Here is a 25,198-nt window from a genome sequence, read left to right as displayed (position 1 = left end):
CTGCTTCCTTTACGGTGCAAGCGCCGGATCAGCGCGAGCGCACTGCCGAGTTTTCAGCCAGATAGGCCATCGCCGCAGCCACCCCGCCCGCGTTATGCGGCACCCCGGCCAGCCCCAGCCCCATCTCCACGCCCGACAGCGTTCCGCACAGCGTCAGGTCGTTGATGTCGCCCAGGTGACCGATCCGGAACACCTTGTCCTTGACCTTGGTGAGCCCCTGGCCCAGCGACATATTGAAGCGGTCCAGCACGACTTTGCGGAACGCATCGGCGCCATGCCCCTCGGGCATCAGCACCGCTGTCAACGATGAACTATAGCGTGCCGGATCCGCGCACAGAATCTCCAGCCCCCAGGCGCGCACCGCGCGCCGCGTGGCTTCGGCATGCCGGTCGTGGCGCGCGAACACCGTCTCCAGCCCCTCGTCCAGCAGCATGGTGATCGCTTCATGCAGCCCGTAGAGCAGATTCGTCGCCGGCGTGTAGGGGAAATAACCCGTGGCGTTGCTCGCGATCATCGCGTGCCAATCCCAATATGAGCAGCGCAGCGTGCTCTTTTCGCTCGCGGCCAGCGCTTTTGCGCTCACCGCGTTGAAGGACAGCCCGGGAGGCAGCATCAGCCCCTTTTGCGAACCCGAGACCGTCACGTCCACGCCCCATTCGTCATGACGGTAGTCGATCGAGCCAAGCGACGAGATCGTGTCCACCAGCAGCAGCGCCGGATGGCCCGCCCGATCGATCGCCTCGCGCACGGCGCGGATATCGCTGGTCACCCCCGTCGCGGTCTCGTTGTGGACGATGCAGACCGCCTTGATCTCGTGGCCCGCATCCTTGCGCAGGCGCGCCTCGACCGCCTCGGGATCTGCGGCCCGGCGCCAGTCGCCGGGCATGAACTCCACCCGCAGCCCCAGGCTCTCGGCCATTTTCTTCCAGAGCGTGGCGAAGTGCCCGGTCTCGGCCATCAGCACGAGATCGTTCCCGGACAGCGTGTTGACCAGTGCGGCTTCCCAAGCGCCGGTACCGGACGCGGGGTAGATCACCACATGGCTGTCGGTCTTGAAGATTTTCTTCATCCCGGCCAGAACCGACCGCCCCAGTTCACCGAACTCGGGACCCCGGTGATCGATCGTGGGATAGTCCATGGCCCGCAGCACGCGATCGGGCACGTTGGTCGGCCCCGGAATCTGCAAAAAGTGGCGGCCGGAGGGGTGTGCGCTGAGCTTTAGCATAGTTGAACTTACCTTGAAGAACAGTCTTGTGGATTCATTTGCTGATCAAGCACGAGTCAAATGAATTGAATTTTGAATTCAAAAATCATTACAAAGAAAGAATCCCTCTGCAGATTCCGTATTTTATTTATATAAATCAACTATATACATCAATACCGAGAGAATCTCGTCCACCTACATTTATATTTTGCATTCAAAATTAAAAGAGCACACTCAGGGTTTTCCCGTGCATCCGATCGAAAGAACGGATCAGTCCGGCGCCATCCGCTCGTTCAGCAGGGGGTCTCCCCTCAAGGCGCGGACGATATTGGCGTATTCCGCCCGGCGCGCCGTCCAATCCACCACCCCGCTGCCGGCGGCCACATGAGGGGTGAAGACGACATTCGACTCGGGATCGTCCGCGAGGCGCACGAGCGGATTATCGGGCTCCACGGGTTCGTAGTTCCAGCCATCCGTGGCGACTCCTCCGATCGCACCGGAGCGGTATGCCTCGGCGACCTCAAACTCATTCAGCGCGGTGCTCGCCCCCGTGGCGACCAGCATCGCACCCCGCTTCATTCCGGCGATGAACCGCGAATCCACGGATCCCTCCGTCTGGCCGGAGTGCGGCAGCAGGATCACGACCACGTCGCTCTTTCCCAGCATATCGTCCAGCGCTTCATACCGGACGCCCAAAGCCGTCTCCGCATGCTCGGGCAGCCGGCTTCTTTTGTGATACAGCACCTGGCAGCCGAACGGCTGCAGCCGCAGCGACAGCTCGGCGCCGATCTCGCCGAATCCGACGATGCCGACGACGGCGCCAAGGATCGGCTTCACGTCGGCCCCCGCCCAGTTGTAGGCGAACGTATTCGCATCGCACCGGGCAGGCTCCCGATCCGACGGGGTGCGCACCAGGCGCTCGAGGCGGCGATAGCCGCGCTGAAGCATGAGCATCTGCATCATGGCGTGCTCGGCGACCTTGGCGCACCGCTCGACCGGCAGGTAGCACACCCGGATGCCGCGCCGGGCCGTCTCTCGCATATCGATATCGTGCGTGAGCCTCCCGATCCGCTGTATCAGCCGAAGTCTTCCCGCCGCCTCGAGCAGCTTCGCATCGATCGTCAGCGCCCGCTCGGAAATCAGGAAGTCGGCATCGGGGAGATGCCGCAGCAGTTCGCCGGGGTCGTCGCTGGAGCACATGACGACGCGCACGTCAGCCGGCGCCGCCTGCAGGGCGATATCCCGATGCCGGGCCGGACGGGACGTCGCATACAGCACGTTCGGCTTATCCATGGTCGACCCTGCCCGCGTCTACCTGCTTGAGGTCTTCGATCAGCATGGTGGATCGGAAATCCGGGATCTCGGTCCCCGGGGCCACGATCCCCTTATCGATCACATAGCGGGAATAATTTTCCAGGGCCTTCACCATGTCCCCCCGCAGCGCCACATCGTACGTATGCGCCTTCCAGATGTCGGAGGCGATCTGCGGATCGATGCCGATGAGCCCGGCCATGTAGGCGGCCGACTCTGCGGGCGCCGCCGCCATGATCCCATTGGCTTCGATGAGCGCCTTCAAAATCGGCGCGATCGCGTCATGATGCCGCTCGACGAAGTCGGCTTTCGTCACCAGAAAGGAATTCGACCTGAAGGCCGGAAAGTCCAGCTCGACATACTCATCCCCCAGGATTCTGCGGGCCTCGAAACGGAAGGGATCCCAAATGAAAAAAGCATCCAGGCTCCCGCCGCTCAAGGCGGGCACCATATCGGTCGGCTTGACGTTGATGACTGTGACGTCTTTCTGCGTGAGGCCGACGCTGTTCAAGGCGGAATCCATAAAGTATTCCGCCGATGTGCCCACGGCGACGCCCAGCCGGTGGCCGGCGAGCTCGGCGAGCGAACCGATCCCGGCCGAACGGCGCGTCGATATTTTCCACGTCGTCGAGGACAGTCCGGTGATGAGACGCAAGGGCATCTTTGCGATCAGGGCCAGCGTCACCGGCGTCTCCGCAACGACCGCCATGTGGACTTCATCGGACTGGAGCAGCGCATTCAAGGACGATTGGCCCGTGCCGAACCGCTGCGGCGTCGGCAGGACTTCGATGCCGTTTTTCTTCCAGAGGCCTTGTTGGGATGCGATGTAAGGCTGAGGCCAACTGATGGATGGATTGTCGGCGAATCGAAAACCGCCCGTCTTGGACTGCGCACGCGCCGATGGCGCGCCAAGCGCCCAGGCCCCAACCGCTCCAACCGCACCAAGCAACAGCTCCCGCCGCGTCACGCCTGTATTCATGAAGACCTCCGGTTTTGACTACGATGTGATCCGAGGAGCGTCACCTCATCGGAAATGAGTAGGGCTGGCGCGCCTCGGCGCTGCGCCCGAGAGGATCCCAGTCCTTGACCTGCTCCCATACCGCCTCCGCATCCCGCTGGATGTCCCGCTGCAACGCCGGAAGATCGATGCCCGGGATGACGCGCTCGCGCATGCGGACATGGCCGTCGATGACCACTGTCTCGACATCGTCGCCCATGCCGCATTCGACCAGGGCCCGGATCGGATCGCGCACGGGCGTCAGTCTCAAGTGCCGCGTCCCGGACAGGCCCATGACGATGAAGTCGGCCTTCGCTCCCGGCGCCAGGCGCCCGAGATCCCGCCTGCCCAGGACATCGGCACCCGCAGTGGTGGCCGCCTCGTAGACCTCGCCGGCCGGCGCCACGAACAGGTCCCCCGATGCCATCTTGCCCATGTAGGACGCCGCGCGCATGAGGGCCACCATGTCCCTGGGATAGGTATCGGAGCCCAGGGCAATGGGTATGCCCAGGCCGCGGTACTTTCCCCAGTGATCCAGCATCCGCCCCCGCCGCATCAGATTCACCGGGCAATGGGACACGCACGCACCGCTCTGCGCCAGTATTTCCAGATCACGGCCGCCCGGATAGTGCATGCGCCCTTCCGATGCGCAGTAGTTGCAGTGGCCCAGGATGACGCCGGGCCGCAGCATGCCAATCCGCTCCAGCAGCTCGATCGGCGTGCACCCATGCCTGGCGATGGTCTCGTAGACCTCCCAGGGGTTGTAGGCAGCATGCGTCGCAAGCACGAGCTTGCGTTCGATGGCGAGCTCGTTGGCCCGTTTCAGGAGCGATACGCTGCAGGTATCGACTTCGCGGGGTACCAATATTCCCTTGATGCGCCCCTCGGCCTTGCCATCATGCCGCTCGATGAACTGCAAGGCCTCCTGAAGCTGCGACATCCCCTCGTCGTCATGGGGCTCGAAGGCGCGGCGCCCGTCCTGATCACAGCCCAATTTGCCCGATTCGAAACCCGGTCCCAGGTAGGCCCGCATCCCCAGTTTTTCGACGTGGTCCGCCAGCGCCGCCTGCATGCCGGCCGACGCCCCGAACTCGACGAACGTCGTGATCCCGCTCAGCAGCAGTTCAACAACGGTGTATTGCGCCTGGAGATCGAGTTCCCGGCCCACGGCTCGCCGGGGATCGCCCGTACTGGATTTTCCGAGAGAGGGAATCAGCTCGTAGAACGGCTGCCCCAGAAATTCGGGCCGGCCGCAGTCGGACATGAGGCGATGGACCGCGCGATGCCCCGCGTGGACATGGCTATCGATGAAACCCGGGCCGACGAGTTTTCCCCCGGCATCAATCGAGACGTCCACGCTTCCCTCGAAATGCCTGCCGACGAAAATGATCTCGGAATCCTCGTAGACGAGCTCGCCGTCCCGGATGATTTCATGCGATCTCCCGTCGTGCCCGATAAGCCAGCCCGCCTTGACCCGTGTCCGCATCTTTTGCCCCGCTCCGCCACGCCCGTGATTTCCATTCCGCATCGGCGAACACTACGCGCCGACTTTCGAAACCCCCAGTTTTTCCGCCTCCTGGGCAAATGACCGCTGTATCTCATCACGCAGCATTTCATAAATCCGGCGCCGGGTTTCGACGTATTCCGGCAGGCTGGCGATCTCCGTCGACCGCGGCCCGGGAATGGGATTCGTGATGACCTCCTTGACGCGCCCCGGTGATGCGGTAATGACGCAGATCCGATCCCCCAGCAGCAAGGCTTCGTCGAGATCGTGGGTCACGAATATGATCGTGGTGCCATCCTTCTGCGAGACCTTGAGCGTGAGCTCCTGCATCATGTATCTCGTCTGGCTGTCCAGCGCGCCGAAAGGTTCGTCCATCAGCATGACCTTGGGTCCGTTGACCAGGACGCGCGCGATGCCGACGCGCTGCTGCATGCCTCCCGACAGCTCCTTCGGATATTTCTGTTCGAAGCCGGCCAGCCCGACGAGGTGCAGGTATTCGCGCGCTTTCTGCTGCCTGAGCGCCTTGTCCACGCCCCGGACCTTGAGACCATATTCGACGTTCTGCAAGACATTGAGCCAGGGGAACAGGACATAGCGCTGAAAGACGACGCCCCGGTCCTGCCCCGCTTCCGTCACGAGTTCGCCGTCCAGCCGCACGGATCCGGAACTGGCCGGAATGAAACCCGCCATGACGTTGAGGATCGTGGACTTTCCACATCCCGACGGCCCCAGCAGGCACACGAACTCGCCCGGCGCCACATCGAGGCTGAACGCATCCACAGCCTTGATCAAGCCGCCGTTCGACCGGTACTGGACGTTCAGGTCCTTCACCTCGATGGCGCCGTCACGCTGCCGCCCGCCGCCGATACCCGAAATTTCCGTGGACATTCGAGCCGCCCCCACTCAGTTAACCCAGAACAGCAAAGTCTTGCTGGTGATTTTGTGGAATACCCAATCCGCGACCGCGCCCAGAATCCCCAGCATCAGAAGACCGACGAGCATCTGATCCGGGCGGAAAACCAGATGGGACTGCTCGATGCGGTAGCCGAGTCCGGCCGATGCTCCGGTCATTTCAGCGGCCACAAGGACGATGAACGCCACGCCGATTCCAAACCGCAATCCGGCCACGATGAAGGGCAAGGCGGCCGGCAGCACGATACCGAAAAAGATCTGCCGCGCATTCGCCCCCAGACACCGGGCGGCGCGCAGGTAATCCCTGTCCACCGTGCCGACTCCCACATGGGTATTCAGCCATACCGGAAAAAAAGCGCCATACGCGATCAGAAACACCTTGGGCGTTTCACCGAGGCCGAACCAGAGCGTCGCCAGCGGCACGAACGCGATCGACGGAATCGGCCTGAACAGTTGAATGATGGGTTCGAACAGGCGGCGGCACCAGGCGGTATGGCCCGTCAACAAACCCAACAGGATGGCGACCAGGGATCCCAGGAAGAAACCCGCCAGCGAACGCTGCACACTGGCCACCGTGTCTTCGACCAGCATGCCGTTTTGCAGCATGACCACGAGAGAGGCAAAGACCTGGCTGGGCGGCGGCACGAATCGCGGGTTGATCCACTGAAGGCGTGCCGCCAGTTCCCAAAGCATGAAAAACAAGGCGATCGAGCCCACCGGCTGAACCCGGTGCAGAATCGATTTGCACCGAGCCATGCGCCGCGCCTTCAGGGGCGGTATTTCCAAGTTTCCGGCCATCATCTGTCCTTACGGAGCCGGAAGACTGTCTCATGCACGGGACCCGGGCGCGTGACAGCACCCTGATGACGCCAACAACGGACCCGACGAGCAGCTTCCGTGGTGTGACTGTATCGAGAGAAGATCTCTCGTTTTCTGGAATTTTTACATAATGCCTTTTGTATTCAAAATATCGTAATGCAAATAGCCATACTATCGTAATGGGCAATTACCCTTATAAGGATTGATTCCCCCTCTGTATGATCAGGCAGGATCTCTTGGAGCATCCGCACTTGCCTGACGCACTGCACACCGATTATCGATGCATAATTTAATTATGAATTCAATTTTCAATAGTTTTCACTGATGCATCCGCCTCCACGGACACCCCGGCCATCAACAGTCCCAAGGTCTCGGGATCGTAATGGCCTGAATCCAGGGCGCCCACCAGGCGCCCTCCGCAGATCACCAGGATCCGGTTGGAGAGCTCCACGAGCTCATCGAGATCGCTGGAGATCAGCAAGACGCCGGCCCCCTCTTCGGCCGCCTGAACCAGCCGGCTGCGCACGTAGGCGGTGGCGGCGAAGTCCAGGCCCCGCGCGGGTTCGTGGGCGATGATGAATTTGGGCTGGGTCGACAGCTCGCGGCCGATCACCACTTTCTGCTGATTGCCGCCGGAAAGAAACCGGATCCGCGCACCCGCCGATTGAGCGCGGACGTCGAACTCCGCCATGCTGTGCCGGGCGAATTCGCCGATCCGCTTGCGGTTCAGGACGCCATGGCGGGAAAACTTCGGCGTCCCTTCGCGCCCCAGGATGAAATTGGACGCGAGGTCCATTTCACCCACGATGGCATGCGCATGCCTGTCCTCGGGGATATGCGCAATGCCGCCGGCGCGCCGGTTCAGGACATCCGAGGAGCCGATGTCCTCACCGTCCAGAATGACGGTCCCCGAGGTCAGGGGCCGCAGGCCGAGGATGGCGTCCACCAGTTCCGTCTGCCCATTGCCGACCACCCCTGCAATCCCCACCACTTCTCCCCTGCACACCTTCAGGCTGACCCGATCGAGCACGGACACGCCCGACGTCTCCATGGAGACGCCGCCGAGTTCCAGCACCGGCGCGTCACTTTGGGCGGCGCGGGATTGACGCACCGTCGCGACCTCCTGCTTGACCATCATGGCGGCGACCTCGCTGGTGCTGGCCTGGCCTTTGGAGAGCGTCGCCACGCACTGCCCGCTTCGCAGGACCGTGATCGTGTCGGCGTATTCCGTGGCATGTTCCAGTTTGTGCGTGATCAGGATCACGGCGTAGCCCAATTCGCGCAACTGGACCAGCGTCTTGAGCAGGCGCTCGGTCTGTTGGGGAATCAGCACGGCGGTCGGTTCATCCAGGATCAGGATCTTCGCGCCCTGGTACAACATCTTCAGGATTTCCACCTGCTGGCGCTCCCCCACCGCCAGATCCCCCACGAGGCGGTCCGGGGACAGATCAAATCCCAGGCTTTGCTGCAATTCACTCAGTTTGCTGCGGAATTTTTTCCAGTCGGGCGCCAGATCCAGCCAGCCCAGCGTCGGCATGACGACGTTGTCGAGTACGGAATGCTCCATCACCAGGGAAAAATGCTGATGGACCATGCCGATGTGATGCGAGATCGCCTTGCGAGTATTCCAATGCGGCGTGACATCCTGCCCATCCAGCAGGATACGGCCCGAGGTCGGTTGATACGCCCCGAACAGCACCTTCATCAGGGTGGTCTTGCCGGCGCCGTTTTCCCCGACCAGGGCATGGATTTCCCCCAGCCGCAAGTCCAGGCTGACATCATCGAGCGCCTTGAACTCACCAAAGCGCTTGGTGATGCCTTCCAGGCTGACTGCGGGCGCCTTTGGGTCGATCGCGGGGATACTCACACAGGCACCTTATTTCTTCACTTCGTGACGGACGACCGGCACTTTCAATTCGCCTGACTGATAGCGGCGCACGCTGTCATCGATCTTGGCGATCCGGTCGGCGCTCAACAGTTTCGTGTTCAACGGCATGACCTTGAAACTGTTGACGCCAAAGATGTTGATCTTCGGTTCGACCTTGCCGGACGCGACCTCCTTGGCCAGCGCGTCATACCATTGATCCATGCCCAGCAGCACGCTGGAGAGGACCGTGCCGGGCTCGTCCGCCGACCAGTCGGTGGCATAGCCGATGAACTTGGCCTTGCCCGTCTTGGCCGCATCAAGAATGCCCAGGGTGCCGTCGCCGGCATTGCCGATGATCACGTCGGCGCCCCGGCGGATCTGCAGGTCGGTCACTTCGCGCGCACGCGGCACATCGGTCCAATTGCCCGAGAACGCGTAGGACGGCTCGACGTCCGGCGCAACGGCCTTGGCGCCTTCCACGATGCCGCTCCACATGTCCTCGACCGCCTTCACGGCCAGGCCCGCGACGAAACCAATCTTCTTGCTGTCGGTGGCCTGCCCGGCAACCAGCCCGTTCAATACGCCATAGGAAAAGAAGTCAGGCGCATACGCCACGACATTATTGGATTTCGGCAGGCTGTCGGTCGTGGACAGCATGGCGAACACCGTCTTGGGATACTTCGGCGCCACCGCATTCCAGGCGCGGATCTGCCCGCTGGACGTGAAGATCACCACCTGGTAGCCGGCCTCGCCGTAACGCTCGGCCGTCCGTTCCATCTGCGGAAACGGCACGCCCTCGGCGATGTCCACGTCCCACCCGTACTCCTTGATCAGCTTCTGGGCGCCGTGGAAATGCCCGCGGTCCCAGCCATTCACGGCCCCCGGATTGTTCACCCCGAAGATGACCGCCGCCTTGATCTTGTCCTGCGCCACCGCCGGACCGGCCATCAGCGCGCCGGCCACGGCCAGGCCGGCCGCCGCCATCATGAATGGGTGTCCTGACTTTTTCAGAAGGTTCAGCATGGTTCGTCTCCTTGTGTCGTCAAACGACAAATGTGTACTGCGTCAATCGCGCTTGTGTATCAATCGCGCTCGTACGGCCGGGCCACCTCCCGCGGCCCGCGCCCACCACCCGTCATGCCCAGCACGATGATGGTCAGGACATAGGGGACCATCAGATAAAGATGGGAATTCCCCCCCAGCACCTGTGCGTTCAATCCCAGAACCTCGCCCGCGCCGAACAGCAGGCCGCCGAAGAAGGTCCAACCGGGATACCAGCGACCGAAATACACCACGGCCAGCGCGATGAACCCGCGCCCAGCCGTGATGTTGTCGGAAAAACTATGCACCCACCCCACCGTGAGCGCGGCGCCGCCGAGCCCCGCCAGCCCGCCGGCGATCCCCATCGCCACGGTGCGCACCCACAGCACGTCCAGTCCGGCCGACGTGGCCGCCTCGACACTCTGGCCGACCGAGCGCAGCATCAGGCCGGGCGCGCTCCGGAACAGCAGGTAGGCCGCGATGAGGAACAAGCCCGCGGCCAGCCACGCCAAGGGCGGCACCTGGAACAGAAAAGAGAGAAAGGGATGATCCACGGCCCAATCCGGCGTCGCCCAGGCCAGGCTGGCGCTGGAATTCTTGATCACGCCCGTGGTGGCCCGGAAGATGAAACTCGTCAAACCCAGGGCGGCGATATTGAACGCCAGACCGATCACGACCTGGTCGGCCGGCACCCAGACAAACAACCCGGCGCAGATCAGGCCCGCCGTGATGCCTGCGGCCAGGCCGCAGGCGACGCCGATCCACGGGTCGCCAAAATATGAAGCGCCCAGCATGCCGAACAGGGCGCCGCACAGCATGACCCCCTCCACGCACAGGAAGAGGATGCCGACCAGCTCGGCGACCAGCACGCCCAGCGCCACGATGATCAAGGGAGTGGCGACACGCAGGGCCGATAGGAAGAATTCTGGATCGAGGATCATCTGCCGGCTCCTGGGGTCGTGTATTTCCGGAAACTGCGCGTCGAGCTCAGCACCAATAGAATCAATACCGGGACGGATTGCAGCAGGAACACCAGAGAGGCCGGCAATCCCGTGAGGGCCTGCATGTGCCGCCCGCCGATTTCCAGGCCCGCCAGCAACAGCGCCGCGAAAATGGCGCCGATCGGCGTGCGGCCCATGAGGGCCACGAGAATGCCGAGAAAGCCCCAATCCTTGGCCCAGCCCTCGGCGACCTGGAAAATCACGCCCATGGCCTGGATACCGCCCGCAATACCGCCAATCGCGCCGGCCAGCAGCACCGCTTTCATCAGGGTCGGGCCGGTATGCATGCCGAGCGCCTCGGCGGCTTTCGGATTGCCCCCCAGGGCTTCGAGCCGGAAACCGAACACCGTGCGGCGCAGCACCCAACTGATCAGCACGATCAGCACGATGGCCAGGTGCACGCCCACATGCACCCCGAAGACCGGCAAGCGGTATGCTTCGGGGATGAGATCCGACTCGGCGAAGAACGTGCCGGGCGCCTGCAAGGGCCCGGTGATCATGGCATAGGTGAATTCCAGCGCGACGAAATCCAGCATCACCGTCGTCACGACTTCACTGGCGCCCCGCCGCGTCTTCAGCAGGTAGGCCGGCACGATCAGCACGGCGCCGGCCAGCGCCGAAGCCAGCAGCGCCAGCGGGATGAGCACGATTGCAGGCAGCGTCAACGTGGTGGCAAGAAACACCGCCGTCAACGCGCCCAGTTGCAGATGGCCCTGGGCGCCAATATTGAAAAAACCCGCCTTGAACGGCACGAGGAAGGCCAGGGCGCACAAGGCCAGCGGCGTCGCCTCGATGATGATCTCGACGATCGCCTGCCGGCTGCCCACCATCCCCTGCCCCAGGGCAAGCAGCGCAACCCCGGCATTGCCGCCGACCCACTCCACGAGGCCGGCCACCAGCAGGGTCCCGAGCAGCAAGGACAGGACAATGACACCCAGATTGCACAAAAGCTGGAAGCTGTCGATGCGCATGGCCGTCACCCCCCTCGCAGGCAAGACCGGACGGACGGGGGACCGGACGCGCCTGCGCAGAACGGCTGGATCTCGTGCCGCCGCAGCTTTTTTGTCATCGGTTCGGGTGGGACAACAAACTGTTTGCGTAGATGCATCGCCATCACATCGGATTTAATTTTGCATTCAAAGAAACTTTGAAGCACGCAGACATACATCATCGCCCGCATACTCCAGCCCGCGCCTTCCCTCTATCGACTACCTCTTGAATGTGTGGACCGCTTTCACTTAAAACGAATTTTGCATTCAAAAACAGCACGCCACACTCGGGGTTTTCCCGGTGCAATATCTTGTTGGTTCTATGGCTATCGGATTTTGCATGCAAAACAAGGGCTTGCTACAATGACGCCAGGCATCGGGTGAAATCCAGATCGATCCCCTGGGCTTGCAAAGCCTGCAAACAGAACAGCTATAGATCGCAGGCGCCCTGATCAACGAGCCTTATCGAGGAAAGTTCAGCATGCAAGGCATCCATCCCCAGACAGAAGAGGAGTCAACTGTCTCCCTTTCCAGGGTTGCCAGACTGCGACTCCATGAGGTCGTCGTCGATCGCTTACGCAACTCCATCATCGAGGGCGAGTTGGCGCCGGGCGCGAAGCTCAACGAACGCGAGTTGTGCGAAACGCTGGATATCTCCCGGACCCCCTTGCGCGAGGCCTTGAAAGTGCTCGCGGCCGAGGGCCTGATCGACCTCGTGCCCAATCGCGGCGCCACGGTGGCGGAAATGTCCGCGGCCGAAATCCACGAGATGTTCGAGCTCATGAGCGGGCTGGAAGCCTTCTCCGGGGAACTTGCATGCACGCGCATCCGGGCCGACGAACTGGCCGAGATCAAGGCCCTGCACTTTGCCATGCTGGCCTGCCATGCCCGCCAGGACCTGCCCGGCTACTATGCCAAAAACAGGCAGATCCACGACCGCATCAATCTTGCCGCACGCAACACCCCCCTGCGGCAGACCTATCTTGCGATCAATCGCCGGCTTCAGGCCCTGCGTTTCCGCTCCAACCATCAACCGGAAAAATGGGAAAAAGCGATCCGCGAGCACAGCGAGATGATCGAAGCGCTGGAGGCGCGCGACGGCCGCCGGCTGAGCGAGATCCTGCGCCAGCATCTGCTGGAAAAGCGCGACGCCGTGCTGCAGCTCGATACGACGCCCGCCGACGCCCCGCCGCCGGCATAAGACAGGTCAACGATCGCCCGGCACGCCAACACCCTCAGGCGTCCTCCGGCGGCGCCGCCGAACCGTGCACCATGTGCAGGTACTGGCGGTGGCGCTCGTACTGGTCCAGGATGTCGCTGATCACGGCATCCTCGCTCCAGCCCATGACGTCGTAGTCCTGACCGCCCTCGCCCAGGAAGACCTCGGCCCGGTAATAGCGCCGGCTTTCCTCAGTGTCGGACTCCTCGTTGGTCAGGACCGGCCGCATGTGCTCCAGCGGCAGCACCGCGTATGAGAAGTCGAGCGACACGCCGTAATGCTTGACTTCCAGCGAGACACGGTCCTGGCCCTCCGACTCGACGACCTGCGCGTCATATCCCTGCTGCTGCAACTCATCGGCCACGGCATGCATGGCCGGCTGCACGATGCGGCGCATATAGCGCAGCACATCCTGGCGCTTGGGCATGCGGACGATGTTCATCAAACGATGCTGCCAGGGTTCTCGATGCCCCGGCACCGGCGCGCGGGTCACCGCCATGTAGCGAATGCGCCGCTTGGTGGCGTCCAGTTTCAGGGCCTTGAAAACGCCCCACAGCGACAGCAGCAGAATGACGGAAAAAGGCAGCGCGCTGGCGATGGTGGCGGTCTGCAAGGCTTCCAGGCCATCGGCCAGCAAGAGCGCGATCGCGACCGCGCCCATGGACAGCGACCAGAAAATGCGCTGCCAGACCGGCGAATGCTCGGCGCCATTCGAGGCCAGCAGATCGACCACCAAGGCTCCCGAGTCCGCGGACGTGACAAAAAACACCAGGACCATGACGATGGCGACCATGGACGTGATGCCGGCCAGCGGGAGCTGCTCCAGGAACACGAACAAGGCCAGGGCGCTGTCGTCGGCCACCACCTCCGCAAACCCCCGGAGGCCGTCGACCAGGATGAAATGGATGGCCGTATCGCCAAAGACCGTCATCCAGATCAGGGTGAAGCCGGCCGGCACCAGCAGGACGCCGCGGACAAATTCACGGATGCTGCGCCCCCGCGAAATGCGGGCGATGAACAAGCCGACGAACGGCGACCAGGCGATCCACCAGCCCCAGTAGAACAGCGTCCAGCCGCCGATCCAGTCATTCGGCTCGTAAGCGTAGAGATTGAAAGTCTTGTCGACGATATCCGACAGATAGGAGCCGGTGTTCTGCACGAAGGTCTGCAGAATGAACACCGTCGGCCCCAGGACCAGCACGAACAGCATCAAGGCCAGCGCCAGCGCCAGGTTGGTCTCGGACAGGATCTTGATGCCGCGATCCAGGCCGCTGGCGACCGACAGCGTGGCCAGCAGGCTGGCGGCGACGATCAGGATGATCTGGACGGTCAGGTTCACCGGAATACCGAACAGGTGATTCAGCCCGCTGTTGATCTGCGCCACCCCCAGACCCAGCGAAGTGGCAATCCCGAACACCGTGCCGATGATGGCGAAGATGTCCACGGCATGCCCGATGGGGCCGTAGATGCGTTCGCCGATCAGCGGATACAGCGCCGAACGCAGGGTCAGCGGCAGACCGTGCCGATAGCTGAAGAACGCCAGGATCAGGCCGACGACGGCGTAGACCGCCCAGGCGTGCAGCCCCCAGTGAAAGAAGGTGATCTTCATCGCCTCGCGCGCGGCCAGGACCGTGCCGGGCTCGCCGACCGGGGGCGAGACGTAGTGCATCACCGGCTCGGCCACGCCAAAGAACATCAGGCCGATGCCCATGCCGGCCGAGAACAGCATGGCAAACCAGGTGACGTCCCGGTAATCGGGCTGGCTGTGATCAGGCCCCAGCTTGATGTCGCCATAGCGGCTGACGGCCAGGAACACGACCGACAGTAAAATGACGGCGACCGTCAGGATGTAAAACCAGCTGGCGTTGCCCAGGATCCAGGCTTGCGTGGCGTCGAAGACTCTTTGCGCCACGGAGGGGGCAAGCACGGTGAAAACCACCGTGAAGACGATAAAAGCAGCAGAGGTGTAGAAAACAGGCGGATGGAGAGTTTTTCTCATGCGGTCATTCAAGCCGGCCCGACATGATCTTGCTGTGCCCGGGCCGTTTTCCAGTGGCTGGGGTGTGTTCAGTCTAGCATAGGGGGTATTGCCCAGGACCGGCTGAGCATTGAAGACTGCCCGGCAACCGCTTTGCACATTGCACGATTGATAGAAAGATTGATAGAAAAAATATGGAAAGACTCACGGCAGCCAGCCCCGAAACCCGATCCGCCGACCTGGTGGCGGACAACATCGAGCGGCTCAAGGCCTTGTTCCCGGACTTTCCGGATCTGATCACCGAAGACGCGAACGGCACGGCGGTGAATGTCGATGTGCTCAAGGCCCTGGTGGGCGATGCCTCGGTCACCGACGCCGACGAAAAGTACGGCCTGAACTGGCACGGCAAGCGCCGCGCCCGGCAACTGGCGCTCACACCCGGCACGGGCACGCTGCGCCCCTGCCCTGAAGACAGCGTGGACTGGGATACCACCCGGAACCTGATGATCGAGGGCGACAACCTCGAAGTGCTCAAGCTCCTGCAAAAAAGCTATGCCGGCAAGGTCAAGCTGATCCACATCGACCCGCCCTACAACACGGGCAAGGACTTCGTGTACCCGGACCATTTCCAGGACAACATCCAGCACTACCTGGAACTGACCGGGCAGGCGGAAGGCGGGGAAAAAACCAGCAGCAACACCGAAGCCAGCGGCCGGTTTCATACCGACTGGCTGAACATGATGTACCCGAGGTTGAAACTGGCCCACGGACTGCTGCGCGAAGACGGCCTCATCGTCATCCATATCGACGAGCATGAAGTCCATTCGCTCGTGCTGATGCTGCGGGAGATTTTTGGCGAAGAAAACGAGCTGGGCGTCCTCGTCTGGGACAAGAGAAATCCCAAGGGGGATGCTCGCGGCATTGCCTATCAGCATGAATCGATTGTCATTTTTGCCCGAGACGCCGAAAAGCTGCTGGAAAAATCGCCCTTGAAAAGGCCCAAGCGCAATGCGCAGCGCATGCTGGACGCCGCCAAACAGGCGGTCGCCACGGCGGATGGCATCGCACAGGCGAACGAGACGTACCGGTCCTGGCTGAAGACGCAGACGACGCTGTCCGGCGGAGAGGCCATGTATGACCGCATTTCCGACGAGGGCCGGGTGTACAGGCTGGTGTCCATGGCCTGGCCAAACAAGAAAAAAGCCCCGGACGAGTACTTCTTGCCGCTGATTCACCCCGTGACGGGAAAGCCGTGCCCCATTCCGGAGCGAGGTTGGAGAAATCCCCCGGACACTATGGAAAGCCTGCTGGGCCAAGGGCGTATCCAGTTTGGGCCGGATGAGCGCACGCAACCGCAGCGGATCTATTTCCTTGATGAAAACATGCACGAAAACGTGCCTTCGATCCTGCCTTACGGCGGATCGGATGACGCCTTGCTGAAAACACTGGGCATCCCGTTCGATCAGCCCAAGCCGGTCGAGTTCCTGGCGTCCATCCTGGCGTGGTGTTCCGGCGGCCATGACATCGTTGTCGATTTCTTTGCCGGCTCGGGCACGACGGCGCACGCGGTGATGGCCTTGAATGCGCGTGATGGGGCAACGCGCAGATTTGTGCTGGTGCAACTCCCTGAAAAACTGGATGAAGACCGCAAGGAGCAATCCGAAGCCAGGAAATTCTGCGATGCGCTTGGGAAAGCCCCCAATATCGCAGAGATCACCAAAGAGCGCCTGCGCAGGGCCTCGGCGGCCATTCATGCCCTGCACCCCGACTGCAAGGGGGACCTTGGATTCAAGGCCTTCAAGCTGGATTCAAGCAATTTCCGCGCATGGGATGCGTCGATCGATCAATTGGCAGAAGATCTGATCGACGCCACGGAGCGCATCAAGCGTGATCGGACGCCGTTGGATGTCGTGTACGAAATCATCCTCAAGCTGGGCCTGGATCCAGGCACTTCGCTGACAGTGCGCCAGGTCGCAGGCAATGCGCTCTATATCACCAGGGACGGCGTGCTTTTGGCATACTTGGCAGAACACATCGCAGAGGACGATGTAGAGGGCATTGCCTCGGGTATTCTGGATATTCGCCGCGAACTCAATCCGGCCGGAGACATCACCTGCATCTTTAACGATCAAGGTTTCTCGAACGACGTCGCCAAGCTGAACATGTATTCCATCTTGCAGCAAAACGGCATTTCCCGCGTCAAGAGTGTCTGAATGAGCTATTACACGGGAAATGATGTCTATCGACGGCTCGACGCAGCGGGGGATCCAGGCTTTGTGTGGGTGTCCGGCAATGCATGGATCCTTATTTATGGCGATGCATACGCTCATGCAAAAGTTGTTGCCTTCGTGAGGGCCCGGTCAATCGGGAACGAAAACACAGGCGCCCTTCAAAGAACCAGACATGGCTGGGCGCTGGCCAAGGAGCTGGCGCAGCGGGTTGGTCTGCCCTTTTTCGACATTTGTTATGAAGACCAAGCCGAAGAAATCGACTCCGTCGAGCTCAACGGACATCTGCTTTCTCTTGAAAAACTGAAAAATGACTTTGAGTCGGCAGGCCTTCAGGTCAAAAACGGCACGGTGGGCAAGGCCATCAACTCCCGGGAAAGCAGCGCTTATCATCACTGGCAGCGTCAAAGTTTAGGCTCAATTACTGTTTCAGATATCGATCTGTTCAGGCTGGACGACCATCGATCAACGCCTATTGAAATCATAGAGTTAAAAAGATCCTACTTTCAAATTCAAGACTGGAAACCGTACCCCCAGGACTTTCCAAACTTTAACCTGATTGTTGACGTGGCACGCCGGGCGGACATTCAATTCACCATCGCCTACAACTATCACGTCAAGCGACCGGCTTACATCGATGATGCGTCGAGCATGAGCCTTTTCGAATATCCGTCCCCGGCCGGAAACGCCCGTCACTCAGGGATATTCACCTTCGACCAATTCGTGGCCGGCGACTATCTGCAGGGCAAAGGCCAGCGATGAAGCTGCACTTCGAACCCGACCTTGACTATCAGATGCAGGCCATCGAGGCCGTGTGCGACCTGTTCCGCGGCCAGGAAATCTGCCGCACCGAATTCACCGTGACCGTGAAGGCGCCCGCCGCAGACGCCCCGGCCGGGCAGCAGATGACGCTGGGTGTCGCCGAGTCGGATCTGGGTGTCGGCAACCACCTGGCCTTGTCGGACGAGGCGCTGTTCAAGAACCTGAACAGCGTGCAGTTGCGCAACGGCCTGCCGCCCTCCCCGTCGCTGGCCTCCGGCGATTTCACGGTGGAGATGGAAACCGGCACCGGCAAGACCTATGTGTATCTGCGCACGATCTTCGAGCTGAACAAGCGCTATGGCTTCACCAAATTCGTGATCGTGGTGCCGTCGGTGGCCATCAAGGAAGGCGTCTACAAGACCCTGCAGATCACCGAGGCGCACTTCAAGGACCTGTACGGGGGCGAGCCGTTCGACTACTTTCTGTACGACTCCGGCAAGCCGGGGCCGGTGCGCAGCTTCGCCACCAGTCCGACCATCCAGATCATGGTGGCGACGGTGGGCGCCATCAACAAAAAGGATGTCAACAACCTCTATAAAGAAAGCGAAAAGACCGGCGGCGAAAAACCCATCGACCTGATCAAGGCGACCCGGCCGATCCTCATCGTGGACGAGCCGCAGAGCGTGGACGGCGGCCTCGAAGGCCGCGGCAAGGAAGCGCTGGACGCCATGAATCCGCTCTGCACGCTGCGCTATTCCGCCACCCACGTGGACAAGCACCACATGGTGTTCCGCCTGGATGCGGTGGACGCCTACGAGCGCAAACTGGTCAAGCAGATCGAAGTCGCGTCGGCCACGGTAGAGGATGCGCACAACAAACCCTTTGTGCGGCTGGTGCGGGTCGAGAACAAGCGGGGCCGCATCAGCGCCAGGATCGAGCTGGACAAGCAGACCTCAAGAGGCGTGCAGCGCGACGAGGTGACGGTATGCGATGGGGACGACCTCCAGCAGAGCGCAGAGGGCCGCCCAATTTACGCAGGCTTTCGGGTGGGCGAGATCAATACAGCCAAGGGCGAAGCGTTCATGGAGCTTCGCTACCCCGGCGGAGAAGTATTCCTGCAGCCGGGCCAGACGCATGGCGACGTGGATGCGCTGGCCGTGCAGCGCGAAATGATTCGCCGCACGATCAAGGAACACCTGGACAAGGAAACGCGCCTGCAGCCCATGGGCATCAAGGTGCTCAGCCTGTTTTTCATCGACAGCGTGGATAAATACCGCCGGTACGACGCAGACGGCCGCCCGACCCAGGGCGTGTACGCCCGCCTCTTTGAAGAGGAATACCGCCGCGCCGCCAGGCTGCCGGCCTACCGGGGCCTGTTTGCCGGGATCGATCCGGGGACCGCCGCCGCCGACGCGCACAACGGCTATTTTTCCATCGACAAGAAAGGCGGCTGGACCGATACCGCCGAGAACAACGCGGGCAACCGGGAAAATGCCGAGCGCGCCTACAACCTGATCATGAAGGAAAAGGAGAAGCTGCTGTCCTTCAGCACGCCGCTGAAGTTCATCTTCTCCCATTCGGCGCTCAAAGAAGGCTGGGACAATCCCAACGTCTTCCAGATTTGCACCTTGCGCGACATCCAGACCGAACGCGAGCGCCGCCAGACCATCGGCCGCGGCCTGCGCCTGTGCGTCAACCAGGACGGCGAGCGGGTGCGCGGCTTCGAGACCAATACCCTGACCGTCGTGGCGACGGAAAACTACGAGCAGTTTGCCGATCAGTTGCAAAAGGAAATCGAACGGGATACCGGCATCCGCTTCGGCATCGTCGAACAGCACCAGTTTGCCGCGATTGCCGTGACAGGCCCGGACGGGCAAATGGCCCCTCTGGGCCTGGCGCAATCAAAGGCGCTCTGGGAACACCTGAAGGCCGCAGGCTACATCGACGCCCAGGGCAAGGTGCAGGATGCGCTGAAAGCGGCGCTGGAGCACGGCACCCTGGTACTGCCCGCCGGGCTTGAGGCTCAAAAAGGCCCCATCACCGAGATCCTGCGCAAGCTATCGGGCCGCCTGGACATCAAGAATGCTGACGCGCGTGCACAAATCCCGCTGCGCAAAGACCCGCATGGCAAGGCCCTTTACCTGAGCGACGGGTTCAAGGCGCTGTGGGACCGCATCAAGCATCGGACCACCTATCGCGTGCAGTTCGACAACGCCAGGCTGATCGCGGATTGCACGGCTGTTTTGCAGCAGGCTCCGCCGATTGCGAAAGCCCGCCTGCAATGGCGCAAGGCCGACATCGCCATTGGCAAGGCGGGCGTCGCGGCCACAGAAAAAACAGGCGCAGCCACCGTGACGCTGGACGAGACGGACATCGCGCTGCCGGACCTGCTGACCGACCTGCAGGATCGGACCCAGCTCACCCGCCGCACCCTCGCCAGCATCCTGACCGGCAGCGGCCGCCTGAACGACTTCAGGCGCAACCCGCAGCAGTTCATCGAGCTGGCCGCCGAGACCATCAATCGCTGCAAACGGCTGGCCCTGGTCGATGGCATCCGGTACCAGAAGATCGGCGACGATCAGTTCTACGCGCTGGAATTGTTCGAGCCGCTGACCGGCTACCTGAAGCACATGCTGCCGGACACCCGGAAATCGATCTACGAGCACGTGGTGTACGACTCGGCCGTGGAGCGGGATTTTGCCGACGCGCTGGAGAAGAACGAAGCCGTCAAGCTCTACGTCAAGCTGCCGGGCTGGTTCAAAGTGCCCACCCCCCTGGGCAGCTACAACCCCGACTGGGCCGTGCTGGTCGAAGAAGACGGCGCGCAGCGCCTGCATCTTGTGGTGGAAACCAAGAGCAGCCTGTTCACCGACGATCTGCGCGACACGGAAGCCGCCAGGATCCAATGCGGCAAGGCGCACTTCAACGCGCTGGCGCAGGGCGACAATCCGGCCCGATACCTGGTGGCGCGCTCGGTCGAGGATTTGTGGGTCGAGCGGGACAAGGCATCGTCCTGATACCATAGCCGCATTCACGCAACACGAAGCACCATGAAACTCGCCACCTGGAACGTCAATTCCCTGAATGTCCGCCTGGGCCACGTCCTGGACTGGCTGCAAGCCAACCCGGTTGACGCGCTGTGCCTGCAGGAACTGAAACTGCCGGACGAGAAATTCCCGCACGAGGCCCTGCTGGAGGCCGGCTACCATGCCTGCTGGGCGGGCCAGAAGACCTATAACGGCGTGGCCATCCTGAGCCGCGAACCGGTCCTGGACGTGCAACGCAACATCCCCGGCTACGACGATCCGCAGCAACGCATCATCGCCGCCACCCTGCCCGGCCCGGGCGGCCAGCCGGTGCGGATCATCAGCGCCTACTGCCCCAACGGCCAGGCGGTCGACAGCGACAAGTACGCCTACAAGCTGGACTGGTTCCAGGCGCTGCGCGGCTGGCTGGACGGTGAAATCGGCCGCCACCGGGACCTGGTGATCCTGGGCGACTACAACGTGGCCCCGGCCGACGAGGACGTGCACGATCCCGCAGCCTGGGAAGGCGGCATTCTGGTCTCCGATCCCGAACGCCAGGCTTTCCGCGATCTGCTGGGGCTGGGGCTGCGGGACACGTTCCGCCTGTTCGAGCAGCCGCCGCGCATTTTCAGCTGGTGGGATTACCGCCAGATGGGTTTCCGGCGCAATGCCGGCGTGCGCATCGACCACATCCTGGCGACGCCGGATCTGGCGGCGCGCTGCCTGGCCTGCGAGGTAGACAAGATCCCGCGCGGCTGGGAAAAGCCCTCGGACCACGCGCCAGTCGTGGCGACCTTCGGCGTCGCCTGATTATCATTCTATAATCGTCATCCCGCCCAACTTCATCGACACGCATGCCGCTCGACAGCCGACTGATCTCTCATCTGGACCGGGGGCTGATCCTGGACATCACCCTGGAAGACCTGCCGTTCCGGGTCTACGTGGCCCAACGCGAAGCCGATATCGAACAAGTGGCCGATCTGGTCCCGCCTGAACAGTTCCAGGGGGACGGCGACGTTCACGTCGCGGCGATCCACGACGGCGACGATGCCTCCGAGCAGATCCAGGACGTGCTGTTCAATCTGAACCCGGGCGATGCCATCGTCTTTCTGTGCACCGGTCCTCTGGCCTACGCCGAAGCTCTGGCCGAACTCGGCCAGCCCGACGCGGCATCCGCACGCTGATACGAGTCCGACATGACGCAGTCTTACGGCAATATCTTCATGGTGGTCGCCCCCAGCGGGGCGGGCAAGTCCAGCCTGGTCAATGCCCTGCTGGACCTGGACCCCACCTTGTCCCTGTCCATTTCCTGCACCACCCGCGACCCGCGGCCCGGCGAACGCGACCAGGAACACTACCGCTTCGTGTCCGTGGAAACCTTCCAGGCGCTGCGCGACCGGGGCGACATGCTCGAATGGGCGGAAGTCCACGGCAATTTCTACGGCACGCCCCGCGACCGGGTCGCGCAGGCCCTGGCCGGCGGCACCGACATCATTCTAGAAATCGATTGGCAAGGTGCCCTGCAGGTGCGCCGCCACTATCCCCAGGCGATCGGCATCTTCATCCTGCCGCCCTCGATCGAGGCCCTGGAAGCCCGCTTGAACAAGCGCGGCCAGGACGCGCCCCAGGTCATCGCCCGCCGGCTGCTGGCTGCGGGCGGCGAGATGGCGCATGCCTCTGATTGCGAATATGTTATTATTAATCAAGAATTTAGCCTTGCATTAGAACAGCTTCGGCAAGTCATCGGCGCGGCGCGCCTGCGTTACGCAGCGCAATCCGTCCGACACGCTGAACTGTTCACCCAGCTCGGCATCCGTAAACCGCTGTCAAACGCTTCCTGAACCAGGATATATATGGCCCGTATCACCGTAGAAGACTGCCTCGAACAAGTGCCCAACCGCTTCGACCTGACCCTGGTCGCGACCTACCGCGCCCGCGAACTGGCCCAGGGGCACGAAGCCCGCATCCAAAGCCACAACAAGCCCACGGTCACCGCGCTGCGTGAAATCGCCCAGGGCCAGGTCGGCACCGAGATGCTGCGTAAAGTCCCCACCTGATTCCAGGGGCGGGCGATGGCGTTCTCAGGCTTGCGCGGCGCGTCCTCCGGACTGCTCGCCGTCCTGCGTAAAGGCCCCCGCCTGCGGCGGCGCAAGCCGCACACCGCGCCTGCGCCGCAATCCGAACCCGCGCCCAGCCCGATCGCCTCGCTGGCCGGGCTCAATCAGATCGTCTCGGGCTATCTGGGCCCGCGCGACATCGAACGCATCCGCGAAGCCTACCGCTTCGCCGACAACGCCCACCTGGGGCAGTTCCGCGCCAGCGGCGAACCGTATATCTCCCACCCCATCGCGGTCACCGAGATCTGCGCCGGCTGGAAGCTCGACGCCGATTCCCTGATGGCAGCCCTGCTGCACGACGTGATCGAAGATCAGGACGTCAGCAAACAGGAACTGGCCGAGAAATTCGGGGTCGAGGTCGCCGAAATCGTCGACGGCCTGACGAAACTGGAACGCCTGGAATACGCCACCAAGGCCGAACAACAAGCGGAGTCCTTCCGCAAGATGTTGCTGGCCATGGCGCGCGACGTGCGCGTGATCCTGATCAAGCTCGCCGACCGGCTGCACAATATGCGCACGCTGGATGCGGTCAACCCCGAAAAACGCCGCCGCGTGGCGCGCGAAACCTTGGACATCTACACGCCGATCGCGCACCGGCTGGGCTTGAACGCACTGTTCCGTGAACTGCAGGACCGCTGCTTCAAGGCCATCCACCCGAACCGCTACGCCGTCCTGCACAAGGCCATGATGGCGGCGCGCGGCAACCGCCGCGAAGTCATCTCGAAGATCGCCGAAGCCGTGCGCGCCGCCCTGCCCGCCGCCGGCCTGGACGCCGAGGTCAACGGCCGGGAAAAGTCGCTCTACGGCATCTACAACAAGATGGTCGAGCAGAAGAAGTCGTTTTCCGACGTGCTCGACATCTACGGTTTCCGCATCATCGTCCACACCCTGCCGGAATGCTACCTGGCCATGGGTACGCTGCATCAGCTCTACCGCCCGGTGCCCGGCAAGTTCAAGGACTACATCGCCATCCCGAAGATCAATGGCTACCAGTCCCTGCACACGACGCTGATCGGTCCCTACGGCACGCCGGTGGAATTCCAGTTCCGCACCCGCGACATGGACCACGTGGCCGAGGAAGGCGTGGCTTCACATTGGCTGTACAAGGAACAGGGCACCTCGCTCAACGACCTGCAAAAACGCACCCACCAGTGGCTGCAGTCGCTGCTGGACATCCAGAGCCAGACCGGCGATTCGGGCGAATTCCTGGAACACGTCAAGGTCGACCTGTTTCCCGATGCGGTCTACGTGTTCACGCCCCAGGGCAAGATCCTGTCGCTGCCGCGCGGCGCCACGCCGGTGGACTTCGCCTACGCGATCCACACGGACGTGGGCAACCACGCCGTGGCCTGCAAGATCAACGGCGAATTCTCGCCGCTGCGCACCGAGCTGCACAGCGGCGATGCGGTGGAAATCGTCACGTCGGCCGCTTCGCGCCCCAGCGCCCAGTGGTTGAATTACGTGCGCACGGGCCGCGCGCGTTCGGAAATCCGCCACTACCTGCGCAACGAACGCTACGAGGAATCCGTGGCCTTCGGCCGCCGGCTGCTGAACCAGGCCTTCGATCAGCTCTCCATTCCCTACCCCAAGGACGACGACCCGCAATGGGAACGGCTGGCCCGCGGTTCGGGCGGGGCTTCACGCACGGAAATCCTGGCCGACATCGGCCTGGGCAAGCGCCTGGCCGCCGTGGTGGCGCGCCGCTTCGCCCCGGAAAACGCCATGCTGGAGACCACTGCGATGGCGGTGGACGAATTCACCTCCGTCACCAGCGCGCCCATCGTGATCCACGGCAACGAGGGTCAAGCGGTCCAGCTGGCCCCGTGCTGCGGTCCGCTGCCGGGCGACGCGATCATCGGCGGCATCCGCCTGGGTCACGGGCTGGTGGTGCACATGAGCGACTGCCCGGTGGCGATGCGCCAACAGGCCCGCGAACCGGAACGCTGGATCCCGGTGATCTGGGACACCACCACCGCGCGGCACCTGACCACGCGCCTGGAACTGACGGTGCTGAACGAGCGCGGCGTGCTGGGCCGCCTGGCGGCGGAAATCACCGAAGCCGACTCCAACATCGTCCAGCTCACCATGCCCGACGAGGCCGCCGCCACGGCCCTGCTCAGCATCATGGTCCAGGTCGACAGCCGCAAACACCTGGCCCAGGTCATCCGCGCCATCCGGCACGTGCCCCAGGTGCAGAAAATCGTACGGGCAAAGGGGTAAAAC

At 62.4% G+C, this 25,198-nt stretch carries 20 protein-coding genes; 9 read left to right on the top strand and 11 right to left on the bottom strand.

Features of this window, described 5'->3' with window-relative positions:
- Positions 1 to 28: 28 nt before the first annotated feature.
- From ACFO0J_RS15690 to ACFO0J_RS15645, 10 genes are all read right to left on the bottom strand, one after another.
- Complete coding sequence (locus ACFO0J_RS15690) at positions 29 to 1,225, bottom strand: pyridoxal-phosphate-dependent aminotransferase family protein (protein WP_376814017.1); 1,197 nt, start codon at positions 1,223 to 1,225, stop codon at positions 29 to 31.
- A 249-nt stretch (positions 1,226 to 1,474) separates the two neighbouring features.
- On the bottom strand, positions 1,475 to 2,497 hold the full coding sequence (locus ACFO0J_RS15685) for an NAD(P)-dependent oxidoreductase (RefSeq protein ID WP_376814016.1): 1,023 nt from the start codon (positions 2,495 to 2,497) through the stop codon (positions 1,475 to 1,477).
- Positions 2,490 to 3,494, bottom strand: coding sequence for an ABC transporter substrate-binding protein (locus ACFO0J_RS15680; protein ID WP_376814015.1), 1,005 nt, complete (start codon positions 3,492 to 3,494; stop codon positions 2,490 to 2,492). Before ACFO0J_RS15680 ends, ACFO0J_RS15685 begins: the two co-directional genes overlap by 8 nt.
- Before the next feature lie 40 nt (positions 3,495 to 3,534).
- Positions 3,535 to 4,998 carry a chlorohydrolase family protein gene (locus ACFO0J_RS15675; RefSeq protein ID WP_376814014.1) on the bottom strand — a complete coding sequence of 488 codons (1,464 nt, stop codon included), beginning with the start codon at positions 4,996 to 4,998 and terminating at the stop codon, positions 3,535 to 3,537.
- 51 nt (positions 4,999 to 5,049) lie between these two features.
- Positions 5,050 to 5,904, bottom strand: a complete 855-nt coding sequence (locus ACFO0J_RS15670; protein WP_376814013.1) for an ABC transporter ATP-binding protein — start codon at positions 5,902 to 5,904, stop codon at positions 5,050 to 5,052.
- Positions 5,905 to 5,919: 15 nt separating this feature from the next.
- A complete protein-coding gene (locus ACFO0J_RS15665; RefSeq protein WP_376814012.1) occupies positions 5,920 to 6,729 on the bottom strand; it encodes an ABC transporter permease in 810 nt (269 codons plus the stop codon).
- A gap of 319 nt (positions 6,730 to 7,048) precedes the next feature.
- Positions 7,049 to 8,614 carry an ABC transporter ATP-binding protein gene (locus tag ACFO0J_RS15660; protein ID WP_376814011.1) on the bottom strand — a complete coding sequence of 522 codons (1,566 nt, stop codon included), beginning with the start codon at positions 8,612 to 8,614 and terminating at the stop codon, positions 7,049 to 7,051.
- Between the two features lie 9 nt (positions 8,615 to 8,623).
- Positions 8,624 to 9,637, bottom strand: a complete 1,014-nt coding sequence (locus ACFO0J_RS15655) for a BMP family protein (protein WP_376814010.1) — start codon at positions 9,635 to 9,637, stop codon at positions 8,624 to 8,626.
- Between the two features lie 59 nt (positions 9,638 to 9,696).
- Positions 9,697 to 10,596, bottom strand: a complete 900-nt coding sequence (locus tag ACFO0J_RS15650; protein ID WP_376814009.1) for an ABC transporter permease — start codon at positions 10,594 to 10,596, stop codon at positions 9,697 to 9,699.
- The gene (locus tag ACFO0J_RS15645) at positions 10,593 to 11,627 is read right to left on the bottom strand and encodes an ABC transporter permease (protein ID WP_376814008.1); all 1,035 of its coding nucleotides are present in this window, start codon (positions 11,625 to 11,627) and stop codon (positions 10,593 to 10,595) included. Before ACFO0J_RS15645 ends, ACFO0J_RS15650 begins: the two co-directional genes overlap by 4 nt.
- 499 nt (positions 11,628 to 12,126) lie before the next feature.
- On the opposite strand from ACFO0J_RS15645, the gene ACFO0J_RS15640 reads away from it, so the two are divergent.
- Positions 12,127 to 12,846, top strand: coding sequence for a GntR family transcriptional regulator (locus tag ACFO0J_RS15640; protein ID WP_376814007.1), 720 nt, complete (start codon positions 12,127 to 12,129; stop codon positions 12,844 to 12,846).
- Between the two features lie 34 nt (positions 12,847 to 12,880).
- Here ACFO0J_RS15640 and ACFO0J_RS15635 read toward each other — a convergent pair whose 3' ends face one another.
- Positions 12,881 to 14,863: a BCCT family transporter gene (locus ACFO0J_RS15635; protein WP_376814006.1), complete on the bottom strand. Its 1,983-nt coding sequence runs from the start codon at positions 14,861 to 14,863 to the stop codon at positions 12,881 to 12,883.
- Between the two features lie 173 nt (positions 14,864 to 15,036).
- On the opposite strand from ACFO0J_RS15635, the gene ACFO0J_RS15630 reads away from it, so the two are divergent.
- From ACFO0J_RS15630 to ACFO0J_RS15595, 8 genes are read left to right on the top strand one after another with little or no spacing between them, the layout of a single operon-like run.
- The gene (locus ACFO0J_RS15630; RefSeq protein WP_376814005.1) at positions 15,037 to 17,055 is read left to right on the top strand and encodes a site-specific DNA-methyltransferase; all 2,019 of its coding nucleotides are present in this window, start codon (positions 15,037 to 15,039) and stop codon (positions 17,053 to 17,055) included.
- Positions 17,056 to 17,832, top strand: a complete 777-nt coding sequence (locus ACFO0J_RS15625; protein WP_376814004.1) for a hypothetical protein — start codon at positions 17,056 to 17,058, stop codon at positions 17,830 to 17,832. It begins immediately after the preceding gene.
- Positions 17,829 to 20,849 carry a type III restriction-modification system endonuclease gene (locus tag ACFO0J_RS15620; RefSeq protein WP_376814003.1) on the top strand — a complete coding sequence of 1,007 codons (3,021 nt, stop codon included), beginning with the start codon at positions 17,829 to 17,831 and terminating at the stop codon, positions 20,847 to 20,849. Before ACFO0J_RS15625 ends, ACFO0J_RS15620 begins: the two co-directional genes overlap by 4 nt.
- Before the next feature lie 33 nt (positions 20,850 to 20,882).
- Positions 20,883 to 21,668: an exodeoxyribonuclease III gene (gene xth / locus ACFO0J_RS15615; RefSeq protein ID WP_376814002.1), complete on the top strand. Its 786-nt coding sequence runs from the start codon at positions 20,883 to 20,885 to the stop codon at positions 21,666 to 21,668.
- Between the two features lie 44 nt (positions 21,669 to 21,712).
- Complete coding sequence (locus tag ACFO0J_RS15610) at positions 21,713 to 22,042, top strand: hypothetical protein (protein ID WP_376814001.1); 330 nt, start codon at positions 21,713 to 21,715, stop codon at positions 22,040 to 22,042.
- A gap of 12 nt (positions 22,043 to 22,054) precedes the next feature.
- The gene (gene gmk, locus ACFO0J_RS15605; RefSeq protein ID WP_376814000.1) at positions 22,055 to 22,699 is read left to right on the top strand and encodes a guanylate kinase; all 645 of its coding nucleotides are present in this window, start codon (positions 22,055 to 22,057) and stop codon (positions 22,697 to 22,699) included.
- A gap of 12 nt (positions 22,700 to 22,711) precedes the next feature.
- On the top strand, positions 22,712 to 22,915 hold the full coding sequence (gene rpoZ / locus ACFO0J_RS15600; protein WP_376813999.1) for a DNA-directed RNA polymerase subunit omega: 204 nt from the start codon (positions 22,712 to 22,714) through the stop codon (positions 22,913 to 22,915).
- A 15-nt stretch (positions 22,916 to 22,930) separates the two neighbouring features.
- Complete coding sequence (locus ACFO0J_RS15595) at positions 22,931 to 25,195, top strand: RelA/SpoT family protein (RefSeq protein WP_376813998.1); 2,265 nt, start codon at positions 22,931 to 22,933, stop codon at positions 25,193 to 25,195.
- The last annotated feature ends 3 nt before the right edge of the window (positions 25,196 to 25,198 follow it).

Origin of the sequence: Castellaniella hirudinis, assembly GCF_042651965.1 — a bacterium.
Classification (GTDB): Bacteria; Pseudomonadota; Gammaproteobacteria; order Burkholderiales; family Burkholderiaceae_B; genus Castellaniella; species Castellaniella hirudinis.
Note: the sequence above shows the minus strand (reverse complement) of the source record. Positions and strands in the feature narration are given on the sequence as shown.